This window comes from Streptomyces lanatus, from assembly GCF_014655715.1.
Classification (GTDB): domain Bacteria; phylum Actinomycetota; class Actinomycetes; order Streptomycetales; family Streptomycetaceae; genus Streptomyces; species Streptomyces lanatus.
In genome coordinates, this window is the sequence record NZ_BNBM01000005.1 from 276,977 (window position 1) to 290,256 (window position 13,280).

14 protein-coding genes are annotated in these 13,280 nt (G+C 70.6%); 5 read left to right on the plus strand and 9 right to left on the minus strand.

Annotated elements, in window-relative coordinates; translation table 11 throughout:
- Window positions 1-6 precede the first annotated feature (6 nt).
- Both IE325_RS16115 and IE325_RS16120 read right to left on the minus strand, forming a co-directional pair.
- Entirely contained in the window at window positions 7-486 is a 480-nt protein-coding gene (locus IE325_RS16115; RefSeq protein ID WP_190070583.1) for an anthrone oxygenase family protein, read from the minus strand.
- A 183-nt stretch (window positions 487-669) separates the two neighbouring features.
- The gene (locus tag IE325_RS16120) at window positions 670-1,365 is read right to left on the minus strand and encodes a DUF2293 domain-containing protein (protein ID WP_190070584.1); all 696 of its coding nucleotides are present in this window, start codon (window positions 1,363-1,365) and stop codon (window positions 670-672) included.
- A 206-nt stretch (window positions 1,366-1,571) separates the two neighbouring features.
- Between IE325_RS16120 and IE325_RS16125 the strand changes: the two genes are divergently transcribed.
- The 3 genes from IE325_RS16125 to IE325_RS16135 all read left to right on the plus strand — a co-directional run bounded on the left by IE325_RS16125 (window position 1,572) and on the right by IE325_RS16135 (window position 3,256).
- The gene (locus tag IE325_RS16125; protein ID WP_190070585.1) at window positions 1,572-2,213 is read left to right on the plus strand and encodes a nucleoside/nucleotide kinase family protein; all 642 of its coding nucleotides are present in this window, start codon (window positions 1,572-1,574) and stop codon (window positions 2,211-2,213) included.
- Between the two features lie 56 nt (window positions 2,214-2,269).
- A complete protein-coding gene (locus IE325_RS16130) occupies window positions 2,270-2,683 on the plus strand; it encodes a PPOX class F420-dependent oxidoreductase (RefSeq protein ID WP_190070586.1) in 414 nt (137 codons plus the stop codon).
- Between the two features lie 135 nt (window positions 2,684-2,818).
- On the plus strand, window positions 2,819-3,256 hold the full coding sequence (locus IE325_RS16135; protein WP_190070587.1) for a CBS domain-containing protein: 438 nt from the start codon (window positions 2,819-2,821) through the stop codon (window positions 3,254-3,256).
- Between the two features lie 131 nt (window positions 3,257-3,387).
- Here IE325_RS16135 and IE325_RS16140 read toward each other — a convergent pair whose 3' ends face one another.
- Window positions 3,388-4,515 carry a magnesium and cobalt transport protein CorA gene (locus IE325_RS16140; protein WP_190070588.1) on the minus strand — a complete coding sequence of 376 codons (1,128 nt, stop codon included), beginning with the start codon at window positions 4,513-4,515 and terminating at the stop codon, window positions 3,388-3,390.
- A gap of 264 nt (window positions 4,516-4,779) precedes the next feature.
- On the opposite strand from IE325_RS16140, the gene IE325_RS16145 reads away from it, so the two are divergent.
- Entirely contained in the window at window positions 4,780-5,574 is a 795-nt protein-coding gene (locus IE325_RS16145) for a methyltransferase domain-containing protein (RefSeq protein ID WP_190070589.1), read from the plus strand.
- Between the two features lie 109 nt (window positions 5,575-5,683).
- Here the strand turns inward: IE325_RS16145 and IE325_RS16150 are convergent, their stop codons facing one another.
- The 6 genes from IE325_RS16150 to IE325_RS16175 form a co-directional block, all read right to left on the minus strand.
- A complete protein-coding gene (locus IE325_RS16150; RefSeq protein WP_373315181.1) occupies window positions 5,684-6,637 on the minus strand; it encodes a carbohydrate kinase family protein in 954 nt (317 codons plus the stop codon).
- 8 nt (window positions 6,638-6,645) lie between these two features.
- A complete protein-coding gene (locus IE325_RS16155; protein WP_190070591.1) occupies window positions 6,646-7,554 on the minus strand; it encodes a pseudouridine-5'-phosphate glycosidase in 909 nt (302 codons plus the stop codon).
- A gap of 218 nt (window positions 7,555-7,772) precedes the next feature.
- The gene (gene fdhA / locus IE325_RS16160) at window positions 7,773-8,999 is read right to left on the minus strand and encodes a formaldehyde dehydrogenase, glutathione-independent (RefSeq protein ID WP_190070592.1); all 1,227 of its coding nucleotides are present in this window, start codon (window positions 8,997-8,999) and stop codon (window positions 7,773-7,775) included.
- Between the two features lie 162 nt (window positions 9,000-9,161).
- Window positions 9,162-10,448, minus strand: a complete 1,287-nt coding sequence (locus tag IE325_RS16165; RefSeq protein WP_190070593.1) for an MFS transporter — start codon at window positions 10,446-10,448, stop codon at window positions 9,162-9,164.
- 164 nt (window positions 10,449-10,612) lie between these two features.
- A complete protein-coding gene (locus IE325_RS16170; RefSeq protein ID WP_190070594.1) occupies window positions 10,613-11,167 on the minus strand; it encodes a methylated-DNA--[protein]-cysteine S-methyltransferase in 555 nt (184 codons plus the stop codon).
- A 60-nt stretch (window positions 11,168-11,227) separates the two neighbouring features.
- A complete protein-coding gene (locus IE325_RS16175) occupies window positions 11,228-12,097 on the minus strand; it encodes a glycerophosphodiester phosphodiesterase (RefSeq protein WP_190070595.1) in 870 nt (289 codons plus the stop codon).
- Between the two features lie 278 nt (window positions 12,098-12,375).
- Here IE325_RS16175 and IE325_RS16180 point away from each other — a divergent pair, with 278 nt between their 5' ends.
- Window positions 12,376-13,242 carry an MHYT domain-containing protein gene (locus IE325_RS16180; protein ID WP_190070596.1) on the plus strand — a complete coding sequence of 289 codons (867 nt, stop codon included), beginning with the start codon at window positions 12,376-12,378 and terminating at the stop codon, window positions 13,240-13,242.
- Window positions 13,243-13,280 lie beyond the last annotated feature (38 nt).

Consider the following 13,280-nt stretch of genomic DNA (forward strand, 5'->3'; position numbering starts at 1 on the left):
GGGGTGTCAGGCGATGGCCAGCACGTACGACACCGTCGCGGCGGCCGAGGCGACCGTCCGGACGTGGTTCCACGCCGTCCACTCCCGCACATACCTCGCCCAGTAGTCGGCCGCCTCCTGCGTGCCCGCGTCCAGCTTCATCAGGGCCTCGTTGCGCGGCACGTTCGCCATCATCGTCACCCCGAACGAACCGAACAGATACAGCGCACTGCCCAGTAGCAACTCCACCGTCCCCTCGTCCGGCCACAGTACGAACGTCACCACGGCGATCACCGCGCACAGCACCGCCGACCCGAGGAACACCAGCATGAACGCCGGCATCAGCGCGGTCACATTGATCGCCTTCATCGCGGCGACACCCTGCGCCGGCGGCAGCGCGGCGAGCCCGCGCATCACAAAGGTCGAGAAGGCGCAGAACACCCCGGCCACCAGGCCGGTCCCGACCACACCGATCACGATCAGTACGAAGTACGGCCCATCGATCATGCCAACATCAACTCCCGCATCCCGCCGGGATCCTCCCGGCCCGTCCGTCACCTCAAGTGAAATCCTGTACGAGAACCGTGACCATGGCTGAGTGGCGCGAGCACATGCGTGAGCGTCCACGAGGGGGGCGCCCCCCGCCCCCCGCCCCTCCCACCCCATCCCCATCCCCTTCCCCGCCCCTCGTCACCCGACCTCCGACACCCCCGTCCGCCACCCCCGCAACGTCGTCTCCACCGCCGCCGTGATCCGCCGCCGAGCCTCGTGCCGCGGCACCCCGCTCATCAGCAACTGGTCGTACGGCGTCTCCACATGCCGCACGGACGCCATGATCGCCGACGTCACCGCCACCTCGGACAACGCCCGCCCCGCAGCACTGCGCCCCACCCGTCCGCTGCCCCGAACCGACGCATGCATCGCGATCTCCCGCGCCCGGTCCGCCGGACACCCCGGGAACAGTCGCCGTATCTCCGCCGCGAACGCCTCCACGAAGCGCACGTCCTCCTGCGCCCGCCGACGCGCGTCCCGCATCCGACGCCGCCGCCGGGCCTCCGCGTCCGCCAGGCACCGCTCCTCGGCCCTCGCCAGCCCAGCCTCCTCGACGAGAACGCCCTGCCTCTCGTAGCGGCTCTTGCGCCGGTTGAACCGCACGACCACCGCCGACAGCGCACTCTCCTCCCGCGCCCTACGCGTCAGCGCGGTGTCGCCCCGCGGCAGGAACACCAGATGCCCGAGGTCGGCACAGTCGAGACACCGCGGCGCACCGTCCTCCAGTACGAGCATCTGCAACGGCCCGGTACGACACTCCGCGCAATGCCGCCGCTTGAGGCGTTGGAAGACGAGAAGACCGTTACGGGGCAGGGGAGTTGCCGGGTGTGCCATACGGGGTTCATTCCCCTCCGGATGGGACCGGAGAACTCGCCGATCCGCGTCGGAAAGCCACCTGGCCGGCCTCTCGATCGGCCATCCGATCGGCTCCCGGAGGCCCACCGCATCGTCCCAACCCCACCGCGAAACCTCTCACCGCTCCCACCCCTCTCACCTCGTCCCGCCCCGCACCACGCATCCCGCCCTCCCCCTGTCGCATCATGGGCCGTGTGCGACTGGAAGCGATCACCTGGGACCGGCTCGGCGACCTGCTGGCCGAACGGCTGCTCGACCTCAAACCGGACGACGGCGGCCCCTGGCCCCGTATCGCCTTCGACGGAGCCCCGGCGGCCCGCCCCGGAGACCTCGCCCAGCTGGTCGGGGAGGCGCTGCGCATACGCGGCCGTCCCTCCCTCACCGTCGGTGCGGATGGTTTCCTGCGCCCCGCATCGGTCCGCCTGGAGTACGGCCACCAGGACGTGGAGGCCTACTACGACGGCTGGTTCGACACCGGCGCCCTGTGGCGCGAGGTCTTCGGTCCCCTCGAACCCGGCGGAGACGGCCGCGTCCTGCCCGACCTGTGGGACCCGGTCACCGACCGAGCCACCCGCAGTCCCTATGTCCAACTCCCGCCCGGTGGCTTCCTGTTGCTGCACGGTCCCCTCCTTCTGCGCCACTGGTTCCCCTTCGATCTGACCGTCCATGTCCTCCTCTCGCCCGGCGCCCTGCGCCGCCGCACCCCCGAGGCCGAGCACTGGACCCTCCCCGCCTTCGAGCGCTACGACCAGGAGACCGACCCGGCCCACGCCGCCGATGTCCTGGTGCGTGCCGATGACCCGCGGCACCCTGCGTGGAGCGGTTGAGAAGAGATCCGCCAAACCACTTTTATATGCGTGTGCATTTAAATATCCTTGCGCTCATGACGACCTCCACGAGTGATCCGGTCTCCTTCGACGACTCCGTCCGTTCCCTGCTGGACGGCAAGAACTTCGCCGCCGTGGCCACCCTCGGTCCCGACGGCGCTCCGCAGAACTCGGTGGTCTGGATCAAACGCGAGGGCGACACCGTGCTCTTCTCCTCCGTCGACGCCCGCCAGAAGGTGCGCAACCTCCGCCGCGACCCCCGCATCAGCGTCTCGGTCTACGACCTCGCGAACCCCTACTCCTCCGTCGAGATCCGTGGCTCCGCCGAGATCGTCCCGGACGAGGCCAAGCGGCTCCCGTTCGAGCTCTCGCACAAGTACCTCGGCATCGACCCGCCGGCCGAGAAGGACGACGAGACCCGCGTGATCATCCGTGTCGTGCCACAGAAGATCGTGCGCTTCTCCGCCTGATCGCCGCCCGCCCGCCGATGGCCGTTACCGCTCGGTTCCGGGTGCATCGGCCCGGTGCCACGGAGACAATGAAGGGCGCCGGGACTAGCGGTGCGTCCTGCGCCGCGCCGGCCGTCCGGCATCGGGAGGTAGTCCATGACCACTGCCGGAGACATCATGCACCGAGGCGCCCAGTGGATCCCGGCCCACGAGACCCTGGACCGCGCCGCCCAGCTGATGCGTGAACTGGGCGTCGGAGCCCTCCCCATCAGCGACCAGAACGAACGGCTCTGCGGCATTCTCACCGATCGCGACATCGTGATCGGCTGTGTGGCCATGGGCCGCGACCCGAGCAAGGTCACCGCCGGCGAGATGGCTCAGGGCACCCCGCGCTGGATCGACTCGCACGCCGACGTCAGCGAGGTGCTCCGCGAGATGAAGGAGCACCAGATCCGTCGGCTTCCCGTCATCGAGAACAAACGCCTGGTCGGCATGATCAGCGAGGCTGATCTCGCCCGGAGCCTTTCGGAGGGCGAGATCGGCCACTGGGCCGAGAGCGTCTACGCGATGAGCGGGGCGCCGAGGATGCGCTGAACCCGACGTCGACGACCTGATTCATGTCGACGTCGTCGTCCTCGTCCGGCCGGCCGTGCCGGGCGGGGACGCCTCCGACGTACGCCGCGGGAACCCCGTCGAACCGGAGCCTCAGGGCAGCCCGGTCGGCCTCAGAGCCACCCGTTGCGCCGGAAGCCGCGGTACAGCACCACGCACGCGACGGATATCACGCCTATGACCAGGGGATAGCCGAACGTCCAGCGCAGTTCCGGCATGTAGTCGAAGTTCATGCCGTAGACACCGCACACCATCGTCGGGATGGCGATGATCGCGGCCCAGGCCGTGATCTTCCGCATGTCCTCGTTCTGCGCGACGGTGACCTGGGCGAGGTGCGCCTGGAGGATCGAGTTGAGCAACTCGTCGAAGGCGAATATCTGCTCCTTGGCCCGCAGCAGATGGTCGGAGACATCACGGAAGTAGGCCTGTATCTCCGGCTCGACCGCCCGGATGGGGCCGGTGGCCAGCTCCTCCAGCGGCCGACTCAGCGGAACCACCGCCCGCTTCAGCTCCAGCAGCTCCCGCTTGAGCTGGTAGATCCGCCCGGGGTCGGCCCGTGCCCCGTTCTCCGCGAACACGTCCGTCTCGACCTCGTCGATGTCCTCCTGTACCGAATCGGTGACGCTCAGATAGTCGTCGACCACGTGGTCCGCGATGGCGTGCAGCACCGCCGCCGGCCCCTTGGAGAGCTGCTCGGGGTTCGACTCCAGCTCCTCGCGCAGCGGGCCCAGTGAGCCGTGCCTGCCATGGCGGACCGTGATCACGAAGTCCTTGCCGACGAACACCATGATCTCGCCGGTGTTCACCACCTCGCTCGTCGCCGTGAGCTGCTCGTGCTCGACGTAGCAGACGGTCTTGAACACCGCGAACAGCGTCTCGTCGTACCGCTCCAGCTTCGGCCGCTGATGCGCCTCGACCGCGTCCTCCACCGCCAGCGGATGCAGGTCGAACAACTCGGCGATGCCCGCGAACTCCTGGTTCGTCGGCTCATGGAGCCCCAGCCAGACGAAACCACCGCCGCGCTTGCGCACGCGCTGCACCACATCGACCAGATCGCCGATCTCGGGAACCCGCACGCCCTCTCGATAGGTGACGCAGTTCACCACCGAGGAGCCCAGCGGGGACCTGGCGGGGTGGCTCAGGTCGACGCGGGGGCGTCGTCGAGCCAGCCGCGCCACCTTGCGGAGGCCACCGACCTTGTCTAGGCCCGTGACCTTTCGCAGATTCCCTGCCATGGACATCTGGATCTCCTTGCGTGGATCCCTCGCGCCGCATCTCTGCGCCTTGGCCAGCCAGTTTGCCAGTCGTGGGTGAGCGCCGGGTAAGCCTGTGGGTACAGAGGATTCCGCTTTGTTCCCGCCTGTGGACAACCGACCCACCCAGGTAGGACGCATCCCCAGCCGGGCTGGATGCAATCTCCTCACCGGGCCGTGGGGAGTCCGCCATCTCGTCGTAGGCGCCGTGTGGCCCGTTTGAGACGACCGGGGCACTGGGATGATCGCGCTATGACGCGAAACGACGGATATCTCCTCGACAACCGGCAGACCGAGGCGGGCGAGCGTTTCGAAGCCTTCGCCACCCTCTTCGACCCCACCACCTTCCGGCACCTCGAAGCATCCGGCATCGGACCCGGCTGGCGCTGCTGGGAAGTGGGCGCGGGCGGCCCGTCCGTCGTGGCCTGGATGGCCAAGAAGGTCGGCCCGACCGGAAAGGTGATCGCGACCGACATCGACACCTCGCAACTCGCCTCTGCGGCACGGCCGCCGGTCCAGGTCCGCGTCCATGACGTGAGCGCCGACGAACCGCCGGGGGAGGGGTTCGACCTGGTGCACGCCCGGCTCGTCCTCGTCCATGTGCCCGACAGGGAGCGGGCGTTGCGCTCGATGATCGAGTCCCTGCGCCCCGGCGGATGGCTCCTGGTCGAGGACGCCGACCCCGCTCTCCAGCCCCTGATCTGCCCCGACGAACACGGCCCCGAGCAGCAACTGGCCAACCGGCTGCGGCACGGCTTCCGCGAGCTCCTCGCCGACCGCGGGGCCGACCTCTCCTACGGCCGCAGGGTCCCCCGGCTGCTCCGCGAGGCGGGTCTGCGCCAGGTGAGAGCGGACGCGTACTTCCCGATCGCCTCGCCCGCCTGCACCGCCCTGGAGTCCGCCACCATCCGGCAGATCCGCGACCAACTCGTCACGGAGGGCCTCGCCACGGACCAGGACATCGACCGCCACCTCGCGAACGTGGCCACCGGCACCATGGACCTGGCCACGGCCCCGCTGATCTCGGCGTGGGGGCGCAAGGCGTAGCGGGCCGGCCGCAAGGCTCGTACAGGAGACGGGGGTTGCCGCCTGCTCGCGGTGACGTCCGCTCGGTCCACGACCGACCGTCCTCGCCCCACCCAGGCGCGCGCGACCGTCACCCCGACACCGGCGGCCTTCCCCCCACCCGTTCCACCGCCGACGCGCCCGCCCGGCATCCCGCCCGAGCCGCCTCCTCCGGCCCGGCGCCGTAGAGCAGCGCCGCGAGGAAAGCGCCCGTGAAGGCATCGCCCGCCCCGGTCGTGTCCCTCAGCGTGGCCGGTACGGCGGGGACATGGGTGCTCACCGCGCCCGCCCGGGCCACCAGCGCGCCGGCCGAGCCCTGTTTGGCGACCACCAGCGGGACATGGCGGCTCAATTTGGCCGCCGCGTCCTCCACGTCCGGCAACCCCGTGAGCAGGCACGCCTCGTCACGGCTCGGCAGCAGTACGTCCACGCCCTCGACCAGCGCCAGGAAGCGGTCGACGCCCAGCTCCGTCAAGAACCCCGCCGACGCCGGATCCAGACTCACCGGCACTCCACGCGCGCGTGCGGACGCCAGAGCCACGCGCACCAGGGCGCGGCTCGGCTCGGAGAACAACAGATAGCCCGACAGATGCAGCCATGCGACACCGTCGAGAAACGCGTCCGACCAGTCGCCCGGCTCCAGCAGCAGCGACGCGCCACTGTCGGTGAGGAACGTCCGCTCCGCGGCGGCACCCGTGTCGACCAGGCAGATCACCGTCCCGGTCGGCGCCTCGGGATCGACCACGAGACAGGGCGTGACCCCGCTCGCGATCAGCTCCTGTTCGTGCCACGCGACGGCGTCCGCGCCCACCCGCCCCAGCAGCCGCACCTCGGCACGGCCCCGATGCGCGGCCCAGCAGGCCGCATTGGCGCCCGCGCCACCCGGCACCGTACGGATGGCGGCGGCCGTGTCCGTCCCCGCGGCGAGAGGTCCCCGGTGCCGGGCGATGACGTCCGTCACGACATCCCCGACGACCAGCAGCGCGCCGTCGCGGACGCCCAGGGCGGGCCAGTCCGCCCCTCCGCTGCCCGAGCGGCCGGACACCGTGCCGCTCACGCCCCGGCCCAGGCCGCCGCGATGCGCCCCGCCAGCCGTACATTGCCGCGCACCGCCGCGAGATTGGCGCTCAACGAGGCGCCGTCCGTGTGCCGTACGAGGTAGTCCAGCAGGAACGGCGTGACGGCCTGACCGGTGACACCCTGCTCCTCGCACGCGTGCAGCGCGTCGGCGAGCACACGCGCGTGCAGCTCGGGGCCCAACTGCTCCGCCTCCGGCACCGGATTGGCGACGATCAACGCCGACTCGGGCCCGTCGAGGGCTTCCTGGGCCCGCATCACCTCGGCCACCTCGTCCGGCGACTTCAGGGCCCAGTCCACGGGGTGCCCCGAGTCGGAGAGGTAGAAGCCGGGAAAGCGCTCCGTGCGATAGCCGGCCACCGCGACGCCCAGCGTCTCCAGCCGTTGCAGGGTCGCCGGGACATCCAGGATCGACTTCACCCCGGCGCACACCACCGTGATCCGCGTACGCGCGAGCAGCCCCAGATCGGCCGACTCGTCCTGCGTCACCGTCCACTCCCGGTGCACACCGCCCAGGCCGCCCGTCGCGAACACCCGCACGCCCGCGCGTGCCGCCAGCAGGGCCGTCGCCGACACCGTGGTCGCCCCGCTCGCCCCGGCGGCCACCGCGAGCGGCAGGTCCCGGTGACCCAGCTTGCGGATCCCGTCCTCGTTCGCGATCCGCTCCAACTGCTCTTTGTCCAGCCCGACATGGGGCCGCCCGTCCAGCACGGCGATCGTCGCCGGAACGGCACCCTCCTGCCGTACGACGTCCTCCAGCTCCAGGGCCACCTGGAGGTTGCGCGGGCGCGGCAGCCCGTGCGCGATGATCGTGGACTCCAGGGCCACGACGGGTCGACGCGCGTCGATCGCCGCCCGCACTTCATCCGACACCACCAGCACCACGCGCCTGCCTCCTGTCAGTCGGTTCCCCCTCATCTCTGGCGGGCGCCGAGCCCGATCAAACCCCTTACGGGCTGTGGCGGACGACACCAGCCTCGGCGGCATGACGGACAGCACCGCACGACTCGCCCATGTCGTCCTGTGGGTGTGCGCCCCGGAGGCGTCGGCCGAGTTCTTCAAGAGGGGGCCACGCGTGCGTGGCCCCCACACGGCTCAAGGAGTCAGACCGCCTGTGCGCCGTCCAGTGCCCCATGCGGATTCAGCACGTACTTGCGGCTGGCGCCCTGGTCGAACTCGGCGTAGCCGCGCGGTGCGTCCTCGATCCCGATCACGGTGGCGTTCACCGCCTTGGCGATATGCACCCGCTCATGCAGGATCGCCATCATCAGGCCCCGGTGGTACTGCATCACCGGGCACTGTCCGGTCGTGAAGCGGTGGCTCTTCGCCCAGCCGAGGCCGAGCCGCACCTTCAGCGTCCCGGACTGCGCGTCCTTGTCGATCCCGCCGGGGTCGTCCGTGACATACAACCCGGGGATGCCGAGCGCACCGCCCGCGCGTGTGACACCCATCAGCGAGTTCAGGACCGTCGCGGGTGCCTCCTGGGCGTCCGGGCCATGCCCTCGCGCCTCGAAACCGACCGCGTCCACCGCTGCATCCACCTCGGGCTCCCCGAGGATCTGCGCGATCTGATCCTCCACGCTGCCCTGGGAGACATCGACGGTCTCGCAGCCGAAGCTCCGCGCCTGAGCGAGGCGCTCGGCGTTCAGATCGCCCACGATGACCACCGCGGCCCCCAGCAGATGCGCCGAGGCGGCCGCCGCGAGCCCGACCGGGCCCGCCCCGGCGACATACACCGTCGAGCCGACACCCGCACCGGAGCTGACCACACCGTGGAAGCCGGTCGGGAAGATGTCCGACAGCATCGTCAGATCGAGCAGCTTCGCGCGCGCCTGGTCCCGGTCGGGGAACTTCAGCAGATTGAAGTCCGCGTACGGGATCATGACGAACTCGGCCTGCCCGCCGACCCAGCCGCCCATGTCGACATAGCCGTACGCCGCACCCGGCCTGGCCGGGTTCACGTTCAGGCAGATGCCCGTCTTGCGTTCCTTGCAGTTACGGCACCGCCCGCAGGCGATGTTGAACGGTACGGAGACGATGTCGCCGACGTCGATGGTCTCGACGTCCGGCCCCCGTTCGACGACCTCTCCGGTGATCTCGTGCCCGAGGACCAGCCCTTCCGGCGCGGTCGTGCGCCCGCGCACCATGTGCTGGTCACTGCCGCAGATGTTGGTCGCGAGGACCTTGAGGATCACCCCGTGCCGACACTTGCGGCCGATGTTCGCGGAGGCGACTCCCGGTCCGTCCTGAAGCTCGAGCGTGGGGAAGTCGATGGTCCTGACCTCGACCGTGCCCGGCTTGAGATACGCCACTGCCCTGTTTCCGCTCATGCGTGATCGCCGTCCCTTCGGATCCGTGTCTTCCGGATGCCAGTCGGATGCCAGCGGCTGTGCGCACGGTGGAGTCTGCTACCGGCGCCCCGGTCCGGCCAGCCTTCGCGTGGCGACCGGAGAACACGGCCTCCGGCTTCCCCGGTGGAGCGGCGCGTAACGTCAGTCGCCCGCCGGAACCTCCTGCGGCCGTCCGCTCCGTGTGAGGAGCGCCAGCGCGGCCAGCGGGAGCAGCAGACACGCGGCGGCGAGATTCAGCCAGCCGTAGCTCGCCCGGGCGACCACGAGTCCCGCGGCCGCGCCGCCGATGCCCGCGGACGCGTTCATGATGAGGTCCGACAGCCCCTGGGCGGCGGCCCGCGCGGGTTGCGGCACGGAGTCCGTGAGCAGCGCGGAACCCGAGACCAGCCCCGCAGACCAGCCCAGCCCCAGCACGAAGAGCCCCAGGGCCGTCTGCCCATGGCTGTCGCCCGCCGTGCCGGCGAAGAGCACCGCGCACGCCAGCAGCCCCACGGCCAGCCCGATCCCGGACAACCGCCCGAGCCGGTCCGTCAGCCGCCCCATCAGCGGCGCGAACGCGTACATGCCCGCGATGTGACCGCTGATGACCAGCCCGATCAGATCGATGCCCGCGCCGTGGTGCGCGAGGTCGACCGGGGTCATCGACATCACCGAGACCATCGCGGTGTGCGCCACGGCGACCGTCACCACCGCGAGCCTGGCCCGCGGCGAGGCGGCCACGGCGGCCATCCCGGCGCGCAGCGACCGCGCCGCGGGGGACTGCTCCTCGGCCGGCGCCAGCGCACGCGCCGTCAGCAGCGGGTCCGGCCGCAGCAGCACGGCCACCACGACCGCGGATATCAGGAAGATCCCGGCCGCCCACAGGAACGGACCCGCCGTCGCCGGTATCCCGAGGCCCGTGACGCTGCGGCCGGCGGGCGCGGCTATGTTCGGGCCGATGACCGCGCCGATGGTGGTCGCCCACACGACGAGCGAGATGGCCCGGGCCCGCCGCTCCGGCTCGGCCAGGTCCGCCGCCGCGAACCGCGCCTGGAGATTCGCCGACGAGGCCGCCCCGAACGCCGCCATCCCGCACAGCAGCAGCGGAAAGCTCCCGACGCGGGCCGCGATCACCGTGACACCGGCGCCCACGGCACCGATGAGATACGCCAGGACGAGCCCGGGACGACGCCCCCGCGCGGTCATCAACGCGGCCAGCGGCATCGACAGCACCGCCGTACCGGCGACGGTGGCGGTGGGCGCGAGCCCGGACAGCGACTCGGTGCCGCTGACCTCCTTGGCCAGCACCGCCGCGAGCGCGATGCCGGTGGCGACACCCAGCCCGCCCAGGATCTGCGTGGTGACCAGCACGGCCGTGATACGCCGCCGCAGGGCGGGCAGCCGCTCGGGCGGGACGGACACGACGGGCTGCCGCTCGACGGCCGTCACGACGCGCACCCGGTGGAACAGCGCCTCCGGTCGGCCGACCGGGGACAGCGCACAGGACCGGCTGCCGCGTACACATGGGTGAAAGGTGTCGTCACAGGCGCAGTCTCCCCCTCTTGCCCCGCCTGCCCATCCCGGCGATGACCGGGAAGATGGCCGGGAAGCCGTCAGAACAGCGGCTCCGGCAGTACGCCTTCCAGCGCGAGCAGCTTCCGCTTGGTCTCCAGGCCGCCCCCGAACCCGCCGATGCCGCCGTCGCTCTCCACGACCCGATGACAGGGCACGACGACCGGCAGCGGATTGGCCCCCATCGCCATGCCCACTGCCTGGGCCGCACCCGGCTGCCCGACCCGTCCCGCCAGATCGCCGTACCCGACGACCGTGCCGTACGGGACGCCGGACGACAGCTCGCGCAGCACCTGCCGGTTGAAGCCGGAGATCAGCGACCAGTCCAGCGGCAGCTCGAAGTCGTGCCGCGTGCCCGCGAAGTACTCCCGCACCTGACGTATCGCCTCGGCCAGCAGCGGCGAGTCGGGCGCCTCGACCGGCTCGGTACCCAGCCGGGACGCAAGGCGCTCCAGCGCCTTCTCGCGCACCTGGTCAGTGGCGTGGAATACGACACTGACCAGGCCGTCGCGGGTCGCGGCCAGCATCAGCGGGCCGATGTCGCTGCCCACGACGGTCCACACGACCTGCTGTTCGTACTGCCCATGGCTGTCCATGCGCCCACCGTACGACCGGCCACTGACAACACCTCCGCAGCGGGCGCGGCAGCCGGGACCTCACTGCGCGGGCAGGGCGTCCCGGACCACGTCGGGGGCGTTCGAGATGATGCCGTCGACGCCGTACCCCGCGACCAGCCGAGCCGTGTTCGCGTCGTCCACGGTCCAGACGAACACCTCGAGCGGCCTGCCGTGCGGTCCCTCGACCGCGTGCACGGAGGCGACGTAGCCCGTCGACGCTGAGCTGTACGACGGGTTGATCTGGTCGACGAACGTCGCGTAGCGGGCCAGGTCGGCCACCGGCGGCGTCCCGAGGAACCCGGTCTTCACAGCGGGCTTCAGCTCATGGACGGTCCGCACACTGTCGGCACTGAAACTCTGCACGATCAGCCGGCTCTCCAGATGGGGCCGGTCGAGCCACCCCTCATTGTCCAGGAGCTTCAGGGTCTCCTGCTCGATGCCCGGGTACAGCTCGGGGTTCTTGATCTCCAGAAGCAGCTTCTGGTGGTGCAGCTCCACACGGTCCATGTACTGGTCGAGCGTCGGCACGCGCGCGCCCGCGTACGCGGGGCCGAACCAGCTGCCCGCGTCCAGGCGGGCGATCTCGGCGGCGGTGAAGTCCTTCACCTTCCAGGGCGAGCGGTCGGGGAAGACCTCCTCGGCGTCCGTCGTGCGCTTGAGGTTGTCGTCGTGCAGGACGACCAGTTCGCCGTCCTTGGTGCGCTGGACGTCGTTCTCGACCCAGTCGATGCCCAGCTCGGCGGCCTTGTCGACGGCGTCCAGCGTGTTCTCGGGGGCATGGGCCGAGGCCCCCCGATGGGCGATCACCGTGGGCCGCCCGGAGCCGGCCAGGGCATCGGGTGCGGGAATGAGCAGAGCGGAGGCTCCCAGCAGTGCGGTCGTCGTGGCGGCCACAGCGCGCGCGTGCATGCGTACTCCTCGCGTCGGACGATCACGAACAGCTCAACTGTGACAGCAGAGGGTCAACGGCGGGGGAGTACAGAATGGCCACAGATTGAATGGAGTTGCCTGTGCCCGCTCACCCGTGCGGCACAACTGGGGCAAGGCCGTGTTTCTTTGCCGGAAAATCGTTCGACCATTCCGGTGGGGGTTACCCTCAGCCTCAACCCTGACCGCTCGGGCGGTACTGGGAAGGGGCGCATTTCACGGGGTTCCGGGACGTAAAAGGGCGGGAAGGGCAGCTGCGTATGCAGGGCACGATCGACGGATTCAGCTACGGACTCGTCACACCGCTGGTGGCCTATCTCACGGCCTGCCTCGGCGGTGCGCTCGGCCTGCGCTGCACCACCAGATCGATGCTCGTCTCGCAGTCCTGGCGCCCGGGCTGGCTCGCGCTGGGCTCGGCGGCCATCGGATCCGGCATATGGACGATGCACTTCGTCGCGATGATGGGGTTCACCGTCAAGGAGACGCCGGTCCACTACGACAAGGCGATGACATTCGCGAGCCTGGCGGTCGCCATAGTCATGGTGGGCGTCGGGATCTTCATAGTCGGCTACAAAGGCGCCAGCGGCGCGGCCCTGTTCACCGGAGGCACCATCACCGGCCTGGGTATAGCGTCGATGCACTACCTGGGCATGGCCGGAATGCAGGTCAACGGCAAGCTGGAGTACAACACGCTGACCGTGGCGGCCTCCGTCGCCATAGCCATGGCCGCCGCCACCGCCGCCCTGTGGGCCGCCGGACAGGTCAGAGGGCTCCTGTGGAGCGTGGGCGCGAGCCTGGTCATGGGCCTCGCCGTCAGCGGCATGCACTACACCGGCATGGCCGCCCTCAGCGTCCACCTCCACGGCACCGAAGCCCCCGCCACCGGCGACTCGCCGGCCAGCCTTCTGGCGCCGATGCTCGTCGGCCCACTCGCCTTCCTGCTCCTCGCCGGCGCCGTCGTCCTGTTCGACCCGAAGATGGTCATGGGGCGGCCCACCGAGGCCCCCGTCGAGCACAAACCGGGCGTCCCCGCCCACCCCACCGTCCCGCACCCGGCCCGCCGCGCGCCGCTGCGGCCCCGCCGCACCGCCGGAACCCGGAGCTCCAGGACCCCGCAGAACCACTGACCGGACCGCGTTGTCAGTGGGGGGTCGTACGGTGGATC

Bases quoted from the DNA above. Each gene is read 5' to 3' on its own strand.
- IE325_RS16145 (WP_190070589.1), top strand. From the start codon at position 4,780: ATGACGCGAAACGACGGATATCTCCTCGACAACCGGCAGACCGAGGCG.
- IE325_RS16140 (WP_190070588.1), bottom strand. From the start codon at position 4,515: ATGTCCATGGCAGGGAATCTGCGAAAGGTCACGGGCCTAGACAAGGTC.
- IE325_RS16115 (WP_190070583.1), bottom strand. From the start codon at position 486: ATGATCGATGGGCCGTACTTCGTACTGATCGTGATCGGTGTGGTCGGG.
- IE325_RS16170 (WP_190070594.1), bottom strand. From the start codon at position 11,167: ATGGACAGCCATGGGCAGTACGAACAGCAGGTCGTGTGGACCGTCGTG.
- IE325_RS16175 (WP_190070595.1), bottom strand. From the start codon at position 12,097: ATGCACGCGCGCGCTGTGGCCGCCACGACGACCGCACTGCTGGGAGCC.
- IE325_RS16120 (WP_190070584.1), bottom strand. From the start codon at position 1,365: ATGGCACACCCGGCAACTCCCCTGCCCCGTAACGGTCTTCTCGTCTTC.
- IE325_RS16180 (WP_190070596.1), top strand. From the start codon at position 12,376: ATGCAGGGCACGATCGACGGATTCAGCTACGGACTCGTCACACCGCTG.
- IE325_RS16130 (WP_190070586.1), top strand. From the start codon at position 2,270: ATGACGACCTCCACGAGTGATCCGGTCTCCTTCGACGACTCCGTCCGT.
- IE325_RS16125 (WP_190070585.1), top strand. From the start codon at position 1,572: ATGGGCCGTGTGCGACTGGAAGCGATCACCTGGGACCGGCTCGGCGAC.
- IE325_RS16135 (WP_190070587.1), top strand. From the start codon at position 2,819: ATGACCACTGCCGGAGACATCATGCACCGAGGCGCCCAGTGGATCCCG.
- fdhA (WP_190070592.1), bottom strand. From the start codon at position 8,999: ATGAGCGGAAACAGGGCAGTGGCGTATCTCAAGCCGGGCACGGTCGAG.